The following is a 17,953-nucleotide window of genomic DNA, read 5'->3' as shown; positions in this document are numbered from 1 at the left end:
TCTGCCGTCACTTGGCGAGCGGAGCGAGGCGGAACTTGAAGGACGAATCGAGCGTGACGCCCTGGAGGTCCGCCGTGGACACGGCGATCTGGGCGCCCTGCAGCAGCGGCAGGGTGGAGATCTCGTCGGCCACGATGTCCTGGATCTGGACGAACAGCTCCTCGCGCTCGGCCTCGTCCTGGGTGCCGCGCTGCTGAGCGATGAGCTTGTCCACCTCGGGGTTCGAGTAATGGTTGACCAGGAAGTTGTCCTCGGGGAAGAACGGCGAGAGGTAGTTGTCGGCATCGGAGTAGTCCGGGAACCAGCCCAGCTGGTACGCCGGGTACACATCGGCGGTGCGGTCCTCCGAGTACTGCACCCACTCGGTGGACTGCAGATCCACCACGAACAGCTCGTCGGCCTCCAGCTGCGCCTTGACCGCCGCGTACTCGTCTCCGGAGGAGTTGCCGTAGTGATCCGGGTTGTACTGCAGGCTCAGGTTCACCGGGATCTCCACCCCGGCGTCCTCCAGCCGCTGGCGGGCCTTGGCGGGGTCGGGGCCGCCGCTGCCGTCGCCGTAGAGGTCCTGGAACTGGGTGCCGTTGCCGGGCAGCCCCTCGGGGATGTACGAGTACAGCGGCGTGTAGGTGTCCTTGTAGACCTCGGTGGCGATCGCCTGGCGGTCGATGAGGTCCGCCGCGGCCTGACGGACGGCCTTGGCCTTGGCCGGGTCGGCGTCCTCGGTCTCCGCCCCGTACGGCATCGTGTTGAAGTTGAAGACGATATAGCGGATCTCGCCGCCGGGGCCCTCGTGCACGGCGACGGCGTCGTCCCCCTCGAGGTCCTCGATGTCGGTGGCCGAGAGCGAACGCCACACGCAGTCGATGTTGCCCTGCTGGATGTCCAGCTTCATGTTGTTCTGATCCGCGTAGTACGTCATCGACACGCTCGAGCTCGAGGGCTTGCCGAACAGACCCTTGTAGTCCTCGAAGGCCTCATAGGAGACCAGCTCGTTGAGCTTCCAGCTGGTGATCTGGTACGGGCCGCAGAAGGCCTTCTCGGAGACGATGTCGTTGTCGGGCAGCACCTCGTCGGCGGGGAACACGTCGGCGTCGACGATGGGACCGGCGGGGCTGGTCAGCACGTACGGGAACGTCTGATCATTCGGCTCCTTGAGGTGGAACTCGACGGTCAGGTCGTCGACGGCTTCCACGCTGTCGAGGTTCGCCAGCAGGCTCGAGGGTCCGTTGGGGTCGGCGATCGCGAGCTGGCGATCGAAGCTGTGCTTGACGTCCTCACTGGTGAGCTCATTGCCGTTCGCGAAGGTGAGGCCCTCCTGGAGCGTCACGGTGAAGACGTTCTCGCTGGTGAACTCAGCCGTCTCGGCCAGGTCGGGCTCGGGCGCGCCGTCCTCGGAGCCGATGCTGGTGTTCAGCAGGTACCCGTAGACCTGGGCCCACACGGTCGATGAGCCGTTGTCGTAGGCCGCGGCGGGGTCCAGGGCGGTGACCTTGTCGGTGGTGCCGACGGTCAGAGCGCCCTCGCCGCCGCCTCCCCCGCTGCCCCCGTCCTCGGAGGTCTGGGCGCAGGCCGAGAGCAGCAGCGGGGCTCCGGCCGCGGTCAGCAGCACCGTCCGTCGCTTGGGGGTGAAAGCGGCATCGAACATGGGTTCCTCCAGGGAATGAAGCAGGCCGCGTGGTCACGGCACTGTGGTGCACGCAGCGGCCTCGTGTGGCATGGCGCACCCATGGTGTGCCCTGGAACCTAGCACTGCCAAATGCTCCGGCCCGCCCGCAGGCACGGATCGGCGTCCACGTTTGCCGAACCGTTATTGGAATGGCCCGGATTCTGGCGTGAGGAGGGCGAAATACCGTGAGCGCGGGCAACGATCTCTCCCGGCTCCGCGCCGTTCTCTCGGCCGAGGAGGCGTCGTGACCATAGGATCTGTGCCCACCAGTCGGAGTCGACGTCCCGGCACCTTGACGCCTCGCGCGGATGCGGGCGTTCTCCGATGGTGCCGAGGAGCCCCCATCACCGAGGAGATCCACATGACCACCGAACCTCCGCCGCTCCTGGCCGACGGCGCCCAGCTCGAGAAGGTCGCCACCGGGGCGATCTGGGCGGAAGGGCCCGTCTGGGTCCCGCTGCGCCGCGCCCTGCGCTTCAGCGACATCCCGAACAACCGGATCCTGGAGTACTCGGAGACCACCGGCGAGCTGAGCGTCTTCGCCGAGGGCGTCGAGTTCACCAACGGCCGCACTCTGGACCTCGAGGGATACGTCATCGAATGCTCCCACGGTCGCCGTGCCGTCCAGCGCGACACCGCCGTCGGCCCCGGCGACGAGCACCGGCCGGTCACCGTCGCCGACCGCTTCGGGGAGGTCCGCCTGAACTCCCCGAACGACGTGGTCGTCAGCTCCGACGGCGCGATCTGGTTCACCGATCCCTCCTACGGCATCAAGCGAGAGGTCGAGGGGCATCCCGGCGAGGAGGAGTACGGCGACCGGTACGTGTTCCGGCTCGACCCCGGCACCGGAGCCCTCACACCCGTGGTGATCGACGTGGAGGCCCCCAACGGTCTCGCCTTCTCCCCCGACGAGAGCCTGCTGTACGTCGCGGACTCCTCCCGCTCCCCCGCCGATCAGGAGAATCCGAACCCGCGGCGGCCCCGCGGGCACGCGATCCACGTCTATGACGTCGTCGAGGGCCGGCACGCCAAGAACGGTCGGATCCTCACCGAGGTCTCCCCCGGCCTGCCCGACGGCATCCGGGTGGATGTCGAGGGCCGGATCTGGAGCTCGAGCGGGTCCGGCGTGCAGGTGTTCACGCCGGCGGGTGAGCGCCTGCTGGATCTGCCCGTGCCGGAGAAGGTCGCCAACCTGTGCTTCGGCGGGGACGACGGGCGGACCCTGTACATCGTCGCCACCACCAGCCTCTACCGGGTACGCACCTCCACGGTGGATGCCGCCCGGGCAGCCCGCGGGCGCCGATCGGACGTCAGCCTTCCCCCCACCACCTGAGGACCCGCAGAGCCTGCAGCGTCACCCATGGAGACGGCTCGCCGTCAGGCACATCGATCTCGAACCACACGTGGCCCGGCAGCACCATCTGCTGCAGCCAGGTGCCGTCGGGCTGCTGGGCCTCGCGGACCATGGAGACCGCCTCGGCCATCCGCGGGTCGCGCACGCCGGCGCGGCGGAAGTGCTCCAGCGCGCCGAGAGCGGTGTAGATGTGCCGCGTGGGGTAGAAGAACGTATCGACCCACGGGCCGACGAGCTCGCCGGTGCTCAGTCGCCGCGTGAGAGTGCGGGCGAGCAGGTACTCCTGCCCCGATGCCCGGGCCGCGCGAGTGGCCTCGGTCCCGCCGGTGGCCTGCTCGTGGACCAGCAGCGCCCGCACGGCGTTCAGGGTCGAGTGGAAGCTGGAGCGCACCGACCCGTTGGCCCATTCGCAGTTCCAGCCCCCGTCGGGCAGGCGGTGCTCGACGAACCAGGTCGCGAGGTGCTCGACGTCGACTCCGAGCCAGAGCCCGTTGGCCAGCGTCATCGCGTTGATGCAGCAATCGACCTCACCGCCCCAGTACGGGAGCGTCCGGTCGTACTCCCAGTGGGAGTTCCGGGCCAGGAGCTCAGGTGTGCCGCGATCGATGAGCGGGGCGGGGTCCATGCCCCATTCGCGCAAGGTGGTCAGCGTCCAGGTGGTCGCCGTCCAGGGCTGGCCGGGCAGATTCCGGTTGGCCGGATCGTCGAAGAACCCCGCCGGGAAGAAGGCACCACCGGCCCATTGCCCGTCAGGATCCTGGCGGTCCAACAGCGCGGCGCCGAAGCCCTCTCGCGGGATGCGGGCGCGGGTGGCTTCCCACTGCTCGGCCGGGAGATCGAGCAGGTCGCGCTCGACCTGCCAGCGCAGCGCGGGGTCGGAGTCCAGCAGCCAGGCGATCACGTCGGTGGGTGACATGGACCCACTCTGCCACTGCGGGCCCGCGCTGTCGCTGACCGCGACGTCGTACACCGCGACCCCGGGTCATCGCCGGCGGTCACCAGCCCGGGGGCGGCCAGGGCTGCCCTTCGGCCAGGGCGTTCAGCTCGTACGCTCCCTTGCCGTCGATCGATTCGCGCAGGATGTCCGCGTGGCCGGCATGGCGCGCGCCTTCCTCGATCGCGTGCAGGGCGCACCAGCGCACCGTCCAGTTCTCGCAGCCCACGAACCACGGACGATCCGGGACCGGTACGGACGTCTCGAGATCCGCGGCGCGGATCGCCTCGGCGAGCCGGCTCGCCACGGCATCGAGCTCGGCGCTGAGCGATTCGGCGGTGTCACCTTCCCGCACGGCCGACGGATCAATGGTGCCCTCGGCATAAGCCTGCGCGGGCTCGCGCTCGGGTTCGGAGGCATTTCCCGGAGCGGCGAGGATTCCGGCGGTGACGTTCTCGACCATGAGGATCGCGTGCCGGGCGAGAGCTCCCAGGCTCATCGCCGACGCGCTCGGTGTGGCGGCCAGCTGGTCCCTGTTCAGCCCGTGCAGGGCCGTGGCGAGCTGGCGGTACTGCTGGAGGGCGAAGGTGGCCAGGCCGTCGTGCTCCGTGGTGATATCGGCGGTGAGGAAAGGCATCCGAGGCTCCTGGGGGCTGAGGCGGGGCGAGACGGCCGTCCGGCCGCTCAGGGTCCACTGTCGCGGAGCGTGCGGACAGAAACTGTCCGCAGAAGCGGCGGTTCCCTCCGCAGACGCGCCGCTTCCCTCTGCGGCGACGCCGCTTCGGTCCGACGGGACGCGATGACGCCGTGACCCGGGTGCCTCTCAGAGCTGGTACGGGCCGAAACGGGACCACGCCACGACGACCGACAGGATCGCCAGCACCACCGAGGGCAGCGTGGCCATCACGCCGTCGCCGCGCCGGGTGTGCACGAGGGCGGCGAAGACCATGGTGATCGCGAGCCCGGCGGCGGCGAAGGGGACGAGCACCGTGGCGATACCGGTCAGCCCGGGCACGATCAGGCCGATCGCACCGAGGATCTCGAGCACGCCGATCCCCAGGACCACGGAGTGGGGGAAATCCTCGGCATAGGGCGTGCGCTCGATCTGCTGTTCGCGAGAGGTGAGGAGCTTCGCGGCACCGGAACCGATGAAGACGGCGGCCAGGACGAAGGACAGTATCCACAGGAACACGTTCATGGTGCGTCTCCTCGTGACGTCGGTCCGGCACCGATGGCACCGATGCCGGGTGGACGATTATCCGCCTCCTGGCCTCCTCTGTCACCGATTCCGCATTCTCGTTCCTACTGAGCGAGGTCGCCGGCCCGTGCCGGAACCGGGCTGGGCTCCGGCGCGGTCGCCGGTTCCTGCACGCCGGTCGAGCCGGCGGTGACCGCGCTCTCGGCAGTCGCATGGGACTCGCCCAGCAGCTCCAGCAGCATCCCGGCAGGCAGGTCCGCCCGGTCCTGGCGCGGGCTGATGGCGCTGACGGTCCAGTCCGCGACCGAGGCACCGTGCAGCGAGTGCCGGATCAGCTCGGCTGCCTGCGGCTTCGCCGCCACATGCTGCGGCACGATGGCGATGCCCAGACCGCGGCGCACCAGATCGAGCAGGGTGTGCACGTCATTGACGCTGCAGCGCACGCGGCGAGTGACGCCGTGGGCCGCGAACGCCTCGTCGTTCAGGGTGCGCACTCCCCAGGAGGAGCCGAAGTCGACGAAGTCCTGGCCCTCCAGCTGTTCCCAGGTGGGATCCGTATGCGCCAGCGGATGCCCGGGCGAGGTCAGCAGCACGACGGGCTCGTGGCCCAGGGGCACATGGCGCACTGAGGCCAGATGCCGGGTGGTGGCCACGAAGGCGACGTCGAGCCCGCCGGCGCGGACGGATTCGACCAGCTCATGCGAACCGGACTGAACGAACTCGGTCTCCACGAGCGGGTAGCGGCGGTGGAATCGCTCCAGCAGCCCGGCGACATCGACCAGCCCGAGGCATTGCTCTGCGCCGACGCGCAGCGACCCGGTCACCGTGCGGCTGACCCGCACCACGGCGTCGCGGGCCTGCGCCGCCTCATCGAGCATCGCCCGGGCATGCGGCAGCAGTGCCAGCCCGGCGGCGGTGGGTTCGACCCGACGCGTGGTGCGTCGGAACAGGGACGTGCCGAGCTCGTCCTCGAGGCTGCGGATCGCCGAGGACAGCCCGGATTGGGAGATGCCCGCCAGATCCGCGGCGCGGGTGAAGTGCCGCTCCTCGGCGAGGGCGAGCACGTACTCCATCTGACGAAACTCCATTGACCGCTCCTGCTTCTCAATACCATCTGCGCAAGCTGTTGGACGCGTAGATTACGGGTCCTTACGCTGAGCCTCATGACTACTGTTCCCACCATCACCCTGAACTCCGGTCACGCCATCCCCCAGCTGGGTTTCGGTGTCTTCCTGGTCCCGCCGGCCGAGGCCGAAGAGGCCGTGAGCACTGCTCTCGAGGTCGGATACCGCCACATCGACACCGCCGCCATCTACGGCAATGAGGAAGGCGTCGGCGCCGCGATCGCCAAGAGCGGCATCCCGCGCGACGAGCTGTTCGTGACCACCAAGCTGTGGAACGACCGTCAGGCCGGCGAGGCCCCGCACGACGCGATCCGCGAGAGCCTCGAGAAGCTCGGACTCGACTACGTCGATCTCTACCTCACCCACTGGCCCACCCCGGAGAAGGACACCTACTCCAACGCGTGGCAGAAGCTCATCGAGATCCGCGACGCGGGCCTGGCCCGTTCGATCGGCGTGTCCAATCATCTGCCCGAGCACCTCGATCGCCTCGTCAAGGACACCGGCGAGGTCCCCGCGGTCGACCAGATCGAGCTCCACCCCGCCCTCCAGCAGCGTGACGTGCTCGAGTGGGGCGCGGCCAACGGGATGCACATCGAGTCCTGGGGCCCGCTCGGCCAGGGCAAGTACCCGCTGTTCGAGAACCCCGCCGTGGTCGCCGCCGCCGAGGCGCACGGCGTCACCCCGGCGCAGGCCGTCATCCGCTGGCATCTCGATCGCGGCTTCATCGTGTTCCCGAAGTCCACGCACCGTGAGCGCATGGAGCAGAACTTCGACGTGTTCGGCTTCGAGCTGACGGCCGACGAGATCGCCGCGATCGACGCCCTCGACGCCGGTGACGGCTCGGGCCGCGTGGGCGCCCACCCGCTCGAGCTCAACTGATCCCCGATCCGGTGCGCGGGAGCACTGCTGCGGTTCCGCACCGCGGTGCTCCCTGATCGCCTCGCAGGCCCGGTCCGCTCAGCGGGCCGGGCCTGCGGCCGTCCGGACAGATACCGCCGGCCACCGCACACGTCTCTCAGGCGCCGATGGCCGAGGTCGCCGGCTCCGGGTGGCGGAGGGCTGCGGCCGCGGCGCGGTACCGCTGCGCGATCACGGAGATCACCGCGGGATCGGTGCCCAGGGGCGCGCTGACCTGGTCGGCCCCGGCTGCGAGTACGAGGTTCGCGAAGTGGCCCGGGGCCAGCACGTAGCTGGCGGCGATGACGCGGTCCGCCCCGCCCTCGCGGGCGGCGGCGACCGCGCGGGGGATGCGGGGCTTCGCCCCGGCGCCGTAGCCGATGCTCACCGGAGCGGGCAGCTCGTCGGCCAGCAGGTCGCGCATGTGCTCGACGTCCAGCACGGCCTCGGGATCGCTCGACCCCGCTGCGGCGAGGACGATGTGGTCGCCGGGACGCCGGCCCGCGTCGCCACCCGGGAGCTCTCCCAGCCGGCGGAGCAGGGCCTGGGCCAGCAGCTCGTGCGGCCCCATCGTGCCGGCGGAGACGACATGGGGGTACGGGGCGACGGCGCGGCCGATGTCGACCTTGGTGTGGTGGCCGGTGGACAGCAGCAGCGGGACGACCACGGCGTGGCCGTCGGCGGCGACGCGCGCCACGACGTCGTCGACCTCGGGCTGTTCCACGTCGACGAAGGCTGGTTCGATCCGCACCCCGGGAAGGGCCAGCGAGAGCAGGTCCAGGATCTCGGAGACGGTGGCGCGACCCTCGGCGAAGCGGGTGCCGTGCGAGCAGGCGATCAGCGCGGTCATCGGTCCTCCTCCCCGGCGGTCCCGGATCCGGTGTCGAAGTGCTGGACCACGCCGCGCACGAGAGAGCCCATGCGCCCGCGCTCCGCCATCAGCACCGGCAGGCCCCGTTCTCTGAGCGGCCCCGCGGTGACCGGGCCGACGGCGGCGAAGGTCAGATGTCCCGCCGCGGCCTGCTCCGCGATGCCCGCCAGGGCGCCGGCGCGCTCGGCCTCCTCGAGCCAGCGGGAGGCCCCGGGGGCGGCGGTGAAGACCACGGCGTCGACCTCGCCCGCGCTCGCGGCGATCACGGAGCGGACCACGGCCTCCGGGTCCCGTGAGGGCCCCCAGCGGTACACCGTCAGGCTCACCACGTCCGCTCCGTGCCGATCCAGCAGCTCGTCCAGTCCGTCGGAGCCCGAGCCGTGGTGCTGGACGGCGACGCGCTTCCCGTGGAGGTCCTCCTCGAGCAGGCGTTCCCCGACCTCCGCGCTGACCTCGGAGGTGGCGGCCCAGCCGGTCGTCAGGCCCGCCTGCTGCACCGCTCCGCGTGCCTTCGGACCGCGGGCCAGGATCAGAGAGTCGCTCATCGCAGTGCGCAGGTCCTCCCCGAGACCGGCGGCGTCTGCGGCTTCGATCCAGCCGCGGAAGCCGACGCCGGTCAGGGCGACGGCTACCTGGGGCGGGCGGGCGATCAGTTCGCGGGTGCGCTCCAGCAGCGAGGCGTCGTCGATGTGCGGAACGGTCGACATCGCCGGGGCGACCTCGACCGAGGCACCGTGGCGCTCCAGGGCGGCGGCGAGCTCCTCCGAACGGCGATCCACAGCGATCACGATCCGGCGCCCCGTCAGGGCGTGGGAGAGCAGAGGGGCGGTGCTCATCGAACCGCCTGCGCAGGTGCGGAAGTCACTGCGGACTTTCCCTTCTCGTCGATCAGCGAATCCAGCAGGCCGTCCCGCGCCACCTCTCCGATCACGATGACCGCGGGGCTCTGCACGTCCACGCTGCGGGCCAGCGCCACGATCTCACCGAGGGTGGAGCGGGTGGTGCGCTGCCGCGCGCAGTGGCCGTTCTCCACGATGGCGACGGGGCGGGCGGCGGGCACTCCGTGCTCCAGCGCGGCCCCGACCAGGCGGGGCAGGCCCGCCACGCCCATCAGGACCATCGTGGTCACCGTGTCGTCGGCCAGCGCCGCCAGCGTGGAGGCGCTGGGCGGACCGTGGCCGGTGACCACGTGGACCGTGGCGGCCGTCCCACGGTGGGTCGCGGGGATGCCGGCGGCCTGAGGGACCGCGATCGCGCTGCTGATGCCGGGGACGACGTCGACCGGGACACCGGCGGCGGAACAGGCGGCGTACTCCTCGCCGCCCCGGCCGAAGATGAACGGGTCGCCGCCCTTGAGTCGCACCACCCGTCGGCCCTCGCGGGCGTGCTCGATCAGCAGGGCGTTGATCTCGTCCTGCGGGACGGGATGAGCGCCCGGCTGCTTGCCGACGTCGATGATGTCGGCGCACCAGCTGATCTCGGCGATGGCCCCGATATCGGGGCCGAGTCGGTCGGCGATGACGACGTCCGACTCCTGCAGCAGGCGGTGGGCTCGGACCGTCATCAGATCGACCGGTCCCGGCCCGCCGCCCACCAGCCAGACGTGCCCGGGGCTCATGAGGACTGTTCCCAGAGCAGGTAGACGTCGCCGTCGCGCACCTCGGCGGGCCAGGTGCGCAGCTCGGCAGGGTCCTTGCCCTGCGTGTCGAGACAAGCACCCGTGTCCAGGTCGAAGACCTGCTTGAACATCGGGGAGGCCACGGTGGGCGTCTGCCCGCGGGAGCCGACGATGCCACGGGACATCACGTAGGCGCTGCTGTACGGATCGCGGTTGCAGACGGCACGGACGGTGCCGTCCGACAGCAGGAACAGTGCCACCTGGGTGACCCCCAGGAGCGCCGCGCGGCCCCGCTCCACCTCGAGGTCGCGGACGGCGCAGATGCGCAGCCACCCCGACTCCCCCGGCGCGGCGGGTGCCGGCGCGGAGTGTGCCGAGGCACCGCGCGTACCGGTGGTTCCCGGCGTCTCGGCCGTCCCGGGCTGGCCGGGCGTCGTCGCGGGGTCCAGGGTCTGTGCGGTCATCGCCGTACCTCCAGTCGTGTTCCTGCGATCAGGACCTCGCCCGATGCGCGTTCCTCGCTGCTGGCGGGCCGGGCCTGGCCGCGCTCGGCAGTGTAGGCGAGGGACGGGTCCGGGGTCGTGGGCGCGTTCACGAACGAGCCGAACCGGCGCAGCTTGTCCGGGTCGGCCAGGGTCGCCGCCCATTCGTCCTCGTAATCGTCCACGTGCTTGTCCATCGCCGCGTCCAGATCGGCGCAGATGCCCAGGCTGTCCTCGAGCAGGACCTCCTTGAGGCCCTCGATGCCGCCGTCGAGGTCCTCGATCCAGCGCGCGGTGCGCTGGAGCTTGTCGGCCGTGCGGATGTAGTACATGAAGAACCGGTCGATGATGCGCAGCAGGGACTCGTCGTCCAGGCCCTCCGCCAGCAGCTCCGCGTGCCGCGGGGTGAACCCGCCGTTGCCGCCGACGTAGACGTTCCAGCCGGTCTCGGTGGCGATGACGCCGACATCCTTCCCGCGCGCCTCGGCGCACTCGCGGGCGCACCCGGAGACGCCCACCTTCAGCTTGTGCGGGGAGCGCAGCCCGCGATAGCGCAGCTCGAGCTGGACGGCCATCCCGACGGAGTCGAGCACGCCGTAGCGGCACCACGTCGAGCCGACGCAGGACTTCACCGTGCGCAGGGACTTGCCGTAGGCGTGACCGGATTCGAACCCGGCGTCGACCAGTCGCTGCCAGATCAGCGGCAGCTCGTCGAGGCGGGCGCCGAACATGTCGATCCGCTGTCCGCCGGTGAGCTTCGTGTACAGCCCGAAGTCCTTGGCGATCTCCCCGATGACGATGAGCCCCTCGGGGGTGACCTCGCCGCCGGGCATGCGCGGGACGACCGAGTAGCTCCCGTCCTTCTGCATGTTCGCCATCACGTGGTCGTTGGTGTCCTGCAGGGTGGCATTCTCTCCGTCCAGGACGTGCTTGCCGGTGAGGACCGAGAGGATGCTGGCGATGGCCGGCTTGCAGGTGTCGCAGCCGCGCCCGGTGCCGAAGCGCTCGATGATCGCGCTGAAGGTGTCCAGGCCCGAGACGTGCACCGCGTCGAAGAGCTGCCGACGCGACATCTCGAAGTGCTCGCACATGGCGTTCGAGACGGCCTTGCCCATCTTCGTCAGCTCGCCGCCGACGAGGCCCTTGATCATGACCACGCAGGAGCCGCAGGTGGCACCGGCACGGGTGCAGCCCTTGATGCCGGCCACGTCGGTGCAGCCCTCCTCGTGCACGGCCTCCCGGATGCGGCCGGCGCTGACATTCGCACAGGAGCAGACCACGGCCTCATCGGGCATCTCGCCCTTGGGAGTGGGGACCCCGCCCTCGGGCATCAGGTAGGCGGCGGGATCACCGCCGAGGGCTCCGCCGACCAGGGGCCGCAGCGAGCCGTAGGCAGAGGCGTCGCCGACGAGCATGCCGCCCAGCAGCGTCTTGGCGTCGTCGGAGAGGACGAGCTTCTTGTGAACGCCGCTGACCGGGTCCGCATAGACCACATCGAGTGCTCCGGGAGTGGTGGCGAAGGCGTCACCGAAGCTCGCGACATCCACGCCGGAGAGCTTGAGCTTGGTCGAGAGGTCGTACCCGCCGAAGGTGGCGTCCCCGCCCAGGATCCGGTCGGCGGCGACCTCGGCCATCGCATACCCGGGGGCGACCAGGCCCACGCACATGCCCTGGTAGGAGGCGACCTCACCGATCGCCATGATGGCGGGATCGCTGGTGCGGCAGGCGGCGTCGATCTCGACGCCGCCGCGCTCGGCGCAGGTCAGGCCGGCGGACCGGGCCAGTTCGTCGCGCGGGCGGACGCCGACGGTGAAGATGACGACGTCGGCCTCCATCGCGGTGCCGTCCTTGAACTCCACGCCGCGCACCTCGCCGTCGTCCCCGGCCAGGACCCGGGTGGTGCGAGCCCCGGTGCGCACGCCGATGCCGCGCTTCTCGATGAGCCGGCGCAGGGAGGCCCCGGCGGGCAGATCGAGCTGGGCGGACATCAGCCGGTCGCTGGACTGGATCACCGTGGGCTCGGCGTCCATCCCCTGCAGGGCTCCGGCGGCTTCGAGGCCGAGCAGGCCGCCGCCGATGACGGTGCCTCGCACCGGACGACCGAGTTCACGGGCCCGGCGCCGGACGTGGTCGCGCAGCTGCTCGACGTCGTCGAGCGTGCGGTAGACGAAGCAGCCGGGCTGCTCGGCGCCGTCGACCGGAGGGCGGGCGGCATAGGAGCCGGTCGCCAGGACCAGGTGGTCGTACCCGAACTCCTCGCCGGAGCGGGTGCCCACGCTGCGCCGGTCACGATCGATGTGCTCGGCCGGATCGCCCGCGACCAGCGTGATCCGAGGATCCTCGAGCACGGTGCGTTCCAGGGAGAGAGCGTCGGCGTCCTCCCCGTCGAAGAAGCGGGTCAGGCCCACACGGTCGTAGGGGTGGCGGCCTTCGTCGCCGAGGATGGTCAGGGTGTACGCGGCGTCGGCCCGGGCGCTGAGGCTGTCCGCGAGGCGGTGGGCCACCATGCCCGCGCCGATGACGAGGATGCGGGCGGTCATCGGGTCGCACCGACCAGCTCGGGCTCGGTCGTCCCCTCGGTCTCGCCCGCGGTCACGGGGATCACCGGTTCCGCGGCGGCGGCCTTGCGCCGGTGGGCCAGGTACAGCGGGAGGCCGACGAAGGCCAGGCCCCCGACCAGGTTGCCCACGACCGTCGGGATCTCGTTCCACAGCAGGTAGTCCATGAGCGTGAAGTCCGCGCCCAGCAGCAGGCCCGAGGGGAACAGGAACATGTTCACGATGGAGTGCTCGAAGCCCATGTAGAAGAAGAGCATCACGGGCATCCACATGCCGGCGATCTTGGCGATCATGCTGTCGGACATGAAGGCTGCGACGACGCCCGTGGAGACCATCCAGTTGCACAGCACGCCGCGCACGAACAGGGTCAGCATGCCGGCGGCGCCGTGATCGGCATAGCCGACGGTGCGGCCGTGGCCGATCTCGCCGATGGCGAGCCCCACCTCGTTGGGTGCGGAGGAGAAGCCGTACGTGAAGTAGATGGCCATCAGGACGGCGACGGCGAATGCACCGATGAAGTTGCCGACGAAGACCAGCCCCCAGGTGCGCATCACGCCGCCGACGGTGACGCCGGGGCGGCGGTCCAGCAGCGCCAGCGGGGTCAGGGTGAACACACCCGTCAGCAGGTCGAAGCCCATCAGATAGAGCATGATGAACCCGACCGGGAAGAGGATCGCCCCGAGCAGGGGCTGGCCGGTCTGGGTCGAGACGGTCACGGCGAAGGCCGCGGCGAGCCCGAGGATCGCACCGCCCATGACGGCGCGCACGAGGGTTTCCCGGGCAGACATCCCGATCTTGCTGGCTCCGGCATCGACCAGGCGTGTGACCAGGTCGGACGGCTTGACGTAGTCCATGGCTGCCTCCAAGGGGCGCAGTGGGCTGGGGCCCGCCGAGCAGCGCCCGGCGATGCGGCCAACGTAAGACGGGGGCGCGTCAGCCCATGCAGCCGTCAGCGCCCGTTACGTTTCCGTGACCCCCGGTCTCATTCCCGTCCGGCCCCGCCGAGCGAGCCACGATGAGACCTCCCGCGGTCGATACCGCCGGACGTGACCTCATCCAGCGCCCGTTCCGACAACTGTCGCGGTATCGAGCTCCTCCCGCTCAGTCCTTGGCCCGGACCAGGCGTTCGTGGCCTGTCTCCTCCAGCACGGCGATGTCCGAGTTGGCCTTGAGGAAGTCGGAGAAGGAGCGGAAGCCGAGTGCTTTCTCGCTGAAGGAGGGGTCCATGCGACGCATGTGCGTCTTGACCGCGGAGCTGTGCAGCCACTCGCTGTCCCCGCGGTCCCCCAGCTGCAGGGCGCGCTGGAGCAGGCGGGTCGCCGCCTCCTGTGGATCCTCGGTAAGTTCGACGACCTCGTCCTCCGCATCGGCGGTGCCGGATGCGGCCGCCGGCGCCTCGGCGGCCGGGGCCGGTGCCTGACCGGAGGCTGCCGCGGCGTCACGATCCGTGGACGCTCCGGAGCTGGCCCCGGACCTGCCCTTGCCCTTGCCGCTTCCCTGTCCGCGGCGCGACCGGGACGCGGGCGCCGGCTCCGGGCGCTCGATGCCGGGGAGGTTGTCGTAGGACTCGAACTCGTCGCAGGCCGCGGCGAGAGACTTGGCGGTCGATCCGGCCACCCCCATCCCGATGACGTACCGGCCCAGCCGACGGCAGCGCTGGGCCAGGGGGACGTAGTCCGAGTCCCCGGCGACGATGACCACGTGGGTGAGGTCCGGGATGCGGAACATGTCCTCGACGGTGTCGACGGCCAGGCGGATGTCGGCCCCGTTCTTCGCGTACGCCGCGGCCGGGAAGAGCTGGACGAGGTCCACGGCCCGGGAGACCAGCTGGGAGCGGTACTCGGCGTTGACGGGGGCGGACCAGTCGGCATAGGCGCGGGTGAGCATGAGGGTGCCGAACGAGGCGGCGTAGTCGATGATCGCGCCCACGTCGACGGTGGCCTTGCCCAGCCGTTCGGCGAGCTCGGGCTCGCTGGGGTCCTCGGCGAGCCGCTGGCGGTCCCGGCTGTACGCATTGCGACCGTGGACACGGTCGTACCAGGACATGACGATGTTGTCGAAGTCGAGGTAGACGGCGACGCGGGGCTCTTGTGGTTCTGCCATGCCCCCAGTCTGCCTGGTCGGTCCGCTCAGCGACGCCACCCGAGCCAGCTCAGCGACGCCACGCCGGCCCGCGCAGCGCGCGGCCGGGACGGGCATCGGTGCGCACGCCCTCGGTGACCACCGGGATCCCTTCGCTGAGGACCTCGTGGATCCCGGTCGGGGCGAGCCGGGGCTGGTCGAAGGTGGCGCGGTCGGCGATGGTCGCGGGGTCGAACAGCACCAGGTCGGCGACCTTTCCCTCGGCGATCGTGCCGCGGTCGCGCAGCCCGAGCCGCTGCGCGGGGCGTGCACACAGGTGGACGACGGCCTCGGCGAGCGAGAGCACGCCCTGCTCACGCACGTAGTGGCCGAGGTACCGGGCGAAGGTGCCGGCTCCCCGAGGATGGGGTTTGTCGCCGACGAGGATGCCGTCGCTGCCGCCCATGTGACGGGCGTGGCGCATCACGGTGCGCACATTCTCCTCGTCGCCCACGTGCTGGAGGATGCTGGTGCCCAGCCGGTCCTGGATCAGCAGATCAAAGAAGACGTCCGCCGGGGGCCGGTGCTCCGTGGCGGCGAGGTCGGCGATCGTCCGGCCCACGCGGTCGCGGAGGTGATCGTGGCGCACTCCGGCGATCTCGATGCCGGTCCAGTCGACCGGGACGCCGTGGCACCCGTCGCTGCCGAGCACTTCGACCTGGTGGGCGATCAGGTCGCGTTCGTCCGGGTCCGTGAGCCGCTCCAGGGTGGCCTCGACCCCTCCCGTGGCGGCGCGGCTGGGCAGCAGCGCCGACAGCGTCGTCGATCCGGGCAGGTAGGGATACGAGTCCAGGGTGATGTCGACGCCGCGGGCGATGGCCTGGTCGACCAGGCTCAGCAGCTCCCCGGCCCGGCCGCGGTTCTCCGGGAAGTTCATGGTGGCGTGGGTCAGATGCACAGGGCATCCGGATCGGGCCCCGATCTCGACCATCTCCTGGTAGGCGGCCAGCGCTCCCGCACCGTAGGAGCGCTGATGAGGGCTGTAGTACCCGCCGTGGCCGGCGACCACCTCGCACAGGGCCACCAGCTCATCGGTGGAGGCGAACATGCCGGGCACGTAGGTCAGCCCCGAGGAGAGGCCGAATGCGCCCTCGGCCATGCCGCGGGCGACCTGCTCGCGCATCTGCGCGAGTTCGTCCGCGGTGGCGGCACGGTTCTCGGTGCCGACCACGTTCATGCGGATGGTTCCCTGGGGCAGCAGGTAGGCGACGTGGGTCGCGACGCCGCGAGAGTCGATCTCCTCGAGGTACTCGCCCACGCTGCGCCAGGCGAAGTCGAGCTCGGCCGGCTCCCCGTTCCAACCGGCGATCTGCTGGCGGATGATCGTCATCGTCTCGTCGGTCACCGGCGCGTAGGAGAGCCCGTCCTGGCCGATGACCTCGGTGGTCACCCCTTGGAGGGTCTTGGCGAGATGGTCCCCGTCGGCCAGCACCGCGAGATCGGAGTGGGCGTGCATGTCGATGAAGCCCGGCGCGAGAGCGAGACCGTCGGCCTCGATCCGACGGGCCCCGGGGGAATCCAGTCGGCGAGCGCCCGGCGTCTCGAGGCAGCCGCTGACGGCTGCGATCACGCCGTCGCGCAGCAGCACGTCGGCGGTCCCCGGGGCGGCGCCGCTGCCGTCGAGGATCAGGGCACCGCGGAGGAGGATCTCGGGAGCGGCGTGGGGTGTCATCCGAAGGTGGTCTCCAGCAGTCCGGTCGCCCGGGGCGCCTCGGCACCGTCGTCATCGATGAGGACCAGTCCCCGCCACTTGTCCAGGACGGTGCACGGATGGGAGAGGCCGAACCGGATCACGTCGCCGACCCGCACGTCGTGGCCGTCCGGCAGGTCGACGAACGTGTGCTGGTCGTTCATCGCGGTGCACCGGGCGCCCTCGAGCCGCTCGACGTCGGCCCGCCCGAGACGGCGAACGGCCTGAGGCTCGGGCAGCCCCTCGTCGAAGGAGAAGTCCCGCTTGCCGGCGTCGACCAGGGCCAGGCCCGGCTCCGGGAGGGAGACGACGCTCGCCCAGCCGTGCATGGCCGAGCGGAACCGGTCCGGCCGACGCATCGTCGTGCTCGTCGCCTCGGCGGCGTCGAGTAGCTCCCCGCCGCGTGCGAGGGGACTGATGCCGCGGTAGAAGCCGTCATCGTGGATCACGTAGGCGCCCGAGCGCAGCAGCACCCGGGTCGCCGGGCCGCGGGAGCCCTGCGGGTCGTGGCGGGGGCCGAGCACCCGGGCGACGTCGTCGAAGTAGGCGCTGCCCCCGGCGGTCAGCAGGAGATCGCCGTCGGTCGGATAGAGGCCGTCCTCGGCGATGCGGTCGTGCAGACGACCGAGATCCTCGAGGTACTCCCGGACCCGGTGCAGCGAGGCATCGTCCGCGGCGTGCGCGAACGCCCCTTCGTAGCCGCCGACTCCGGCCAGCCGCAGCACCGGCGAAGCGGCCACGGCGCGAGCGAGGTCGAGGCCCTCCTCCACGGTGCGCACGCCGGTGCGGCCGCCGGTGCCACCGAGTTCGATGAGGACGGACAGCGGCGCGGCCGCACCCGCTGTCGTGAGCGCCTCGTCCATGATCTCGATCCCGCGCCGCGAGTCGCTCCAGACGCTCAGGCGGGCGGCGTGCGGGGCGAGGGCACGCAGGGCCCCGGGCTGGACCAGTGCGTTGGCCAGCAGCACGCGGGGGATGTCCCACTCCAGGGCGACGGCGGCCTGCCAGGGCGTGGCGACGGTGATCCCCCAGGCCCCGGCCTCCAGCTGGCGCTGCCACAGGGTGCGGCTCATGGTGGTCTTGCCGTGCGGTGCCAGGTCGACGCCGGCCGCGGAGCACCATTCGGCCATGGTCGCGAGGTTGTGCTCGATCGCGGACTCGCTGAGGGTGACCAGCGGGGTGGGGAGCGCCTCCAGGGTCGGGTGCTCGGCCAGGAGCCGGTCGAATCCGGCGGCGTCCATCCCCAGCGGTGCGGCTTTCAGCTCGTCCATACCGTGCTCCTCCGTGCTCATCGTTCCTGAGCTGCTCGTCAGTCGTGGGCTGCTCGCCGGTCGTGCGCGTGCGCATCAGTGCTGCGCTGCGCATCCGGTCTCTCGCGCCGTCGCGTGCTGCTCCAGTATCGCGGGGCGGCCGCGCCGGAGCAGATCCGTCCGTGACGCT

General features: G+C 70.9%; 16 protein-coding genes. 2 read left to right on the top strand and 14 right to left on the bottom strand.

From position 1 onward, the window contains the following. Positions 1-7: 7 nt before the first annotated feature. Entirely contained in the window at positions 8-1,645 is a 1,638-nt protein-coding gene (locus ACFQRJ_RS02325; RefSeq protein ID WP_377016625.1) for an ABC transporter substrate-binding protein, read from the bottom strand. A 382-nt stretch (positions 1,646-2,027) separates the two neighbouring features. Here ACFQRJ_RS02325 and ACFQRJ_RS02320 point away from each other — a divergent pair, with 382 nt between their 5' ends. Further along, positions 2,028-2,999: an SMP-30/gluconolactonase/LRE family protein gene (locus ACFQRJ_RS02320; RefSeq protein ID WP_377016623.1), complete on the top strand. Its 972-nt coding sequence runs from the start codon at positions 2,028-2,030 to the stop codon at positions 2,997-2,999. On the opposite strand, the gene ACFQRJ_RS02315 is transcribed toward ACFQRJ_RS02320, so the two are convergent. From ACFQRJ_RS02315 to ACFQRJ_RS02300, 4 genes are all read right to left on the bottom strand, one after another. Beyond that, the gene (locus ACFQRJ_RS02315) at positions 2,977-3,936 is read right to left on the bottom strand and encodes a squalene cyclase (protein ID WP_377016621.1); all 960 of its coding nucleotides are present in this window, start codon (positions 3,934-3,936) and stop codon (positions 2,977-2,979) included. The two genes, ACFQRJ_RS02320 and ACFQRJ_RS02315, sit on opposite strands and share 23 nt — an antisense overlap. A 79-nt stretch (positions 3,937-4,015) precedes the next feature. After that, entirely contained in the window at positions 4,016-4,591 is a 576-nt protein-coding gene (locus ACFQRJ_RS02310; protein WP_377016619.1) for a DUF664 domain-containing protein, read from the bottom strand. A gap of 186 nt (positions 4,592-4,777) precedes the next feature. After that, positions 4,778-5,152: a DoxX family protein gene (locus ACFQRJ_RS02305; protein ID WP_377016617.1), complete on the bottom strand. Its 375-nt coding sequence runs from the start codon at positions 5,150-5,152 to the stop codon at positions 4,778-4,780. A gap of 104 nt (positions 5,153-5,256) precedes the next feature. Next, entirely contained in the window at positions 5,257-6,240 is a 984-nt protein-coding gene (locus tag ACFQRJ_RS02300) for a LysR family transcriptional regulator (protein WP_377016615.1), read from the bottom strand. A gap of 75 nt (positions 6,241-6,315) precedes the next feature. Here ACFQRJ_RS02300 and ACFQRJ_RS02295 point away from each other — a divergent pair, with 75 nt between their 5' ends. Beyond that, entirely contained in the window at positions 6,316-7,155 is an 840-nt protein-coding gene (locus ACFQRJ_RS02295; RefSeq protein ID WP_377016613.1) for an aldo/keto reductase, read from the top strand. A gap of 136 nt (positions 7,156-7,291) precedes the next feature. Here the strand turns inward: ACFQRJ_RS02295 and ACFQRJ_RS02290 are convergent, their stop codons facing one another. The 9 genes from ACFQRJ_RS02290 to ACFQRJ_RS02250 form a co-directional block, all read right to left on the bottom strand. Then, positions 7,292-8,023: a sirohydrochlorin chelatase gene (locus ACFQRJ_RS02290; protein WP_377016611.1), complete on the bottom strand. Its 732-nt coding sequence runs from the start codon at positions 8,021-8,023 to the stop codon at positions 7,292-7,294. Continuing rightward, positions 8,020-8,880 carry a uroporphyrinogen-III synthase gene (locus ACFQRJ_RS02285; protein ID WP_377016609.1) on the bottom strand — a complete coding sequence of 287 codons (861 nt, stop codon included), beginning with the start codon at positions 8,878-8,880 and terminating at the stop codon, positions 8,020-8,022. The genes ACFQRJ_RS02290 and ACFQRJ_RS02285 overlap by 4 nt, the downstream gene beginning before the upstream one ends. Then, positions 8,877-9,662, bottom strand: coding sequence for a uroporphyrinogen-III C-methyltransferase (gene cobA / locus ACFQRJ_RS02280; RefSeq protein WP_377016607.1), 786 nt, complete (start codon positions 9,660-9,662; stop codon positions 8,877-8,879). Before cobA ends, ACFQRJ_RS02285 begins: the two co-directional genes overlap by 4 nt. Then, a complete protein-coding gene (nirD, locus tag ACFQRJ_RS02275; RefSeq protein WP_377016605.1) occupies positions 9,659-10,126 on the bottom strand; it encodes a nitrite reductase small subunit NirD in 468 nt (155 codons plus the stop codon). The genes cobA and nirD overlap by 4 nt, the downstream gene beginning before the upstream one ends. Next, positions 10,123-12,684, bottom strand: a complete 2,562-nt coding sequence (gene nirB, locus ACFQRJ_RS02270; RefSeq protein ID WP_377016603.1) for a nitrite reductase large subunit NirB — start codon at positions 12,682-12,684, stop codon at positions 10,123-10,125. The genes nirD and nirB overlap by 4 nt, the downstream gene beginning before the upstream one ends. Beyond that, positions 12,681-13,556 carry a formate/nitrite transporter family protein gene (locus tag ACFQRJ_RS02265; RefSeq protein WP_377016601.1) on the bottom strand — a complete coding sequence of 292 codons (876 nt, stop codon included), beginning with the start codon at positions 13,554-13,556 and terminating at the stop codon, positions 12,681-12,683. The genes nirB and ACFQRJ_RS02265 overlap by 4 nt, the downstream gene beginning before the upstream one ends. Positions 13,557-13,803: 247 nt before the next feature. Beyond that, on the bottom strand, positions 13,804-14,805 hold the full coding sequence (locus ACFQRJ_RS02260) for an NYN domain-containing protein (RefSeq protein WP_377016599.1): 1,002 nt from the start codon (positions 14,803-14,805) through the stop codon (positions 13,804-13,806). A gap of 49 nt (positions 14,806-14,854) precedes the next feature. Next, entirely contained in the window at positions 14,855-16,495 is a 1,641-nt protein-coding gene (locus tag ACFQRJ_RS02255; RefSeq protein WP_377016597.1) for an amidohydrolase family protein, read from the bottom strand. Further along, positions 16,492-17,784 carry an alanine racemase gene (locus ACFQRJ_RS02250; RefSeq protein ID WP_377016595.1) on the bottom strand — a complete coding sequence of 431 codons (1,293 nt, stop codon included), beginning with the start codon at positions 17,782-17,784 and terminating at the stop codon, positions 16,492-16,494. The genes ACFQRJ_RS02255 and ACFQRJ_RS02250 overlap by 4 nt, the downstream gene beginning before the upstream one ends. Positions 17,785-17,953 lie beyond the last annotated feature (169 nt).

It is taken from the genome of Brachybacterium sp. GCM10030252 (assembly GCF_042666535.1).
Taxonomy (GTDB): domain Bacteria; phylum Actinomycetota; class Actinomycetes; order Actinomycetales; family Dermabacteraceae; genus Brachybacterium.
This window is presented reverse-complemented; position numbering and strand designations above follow the sequence as displayed.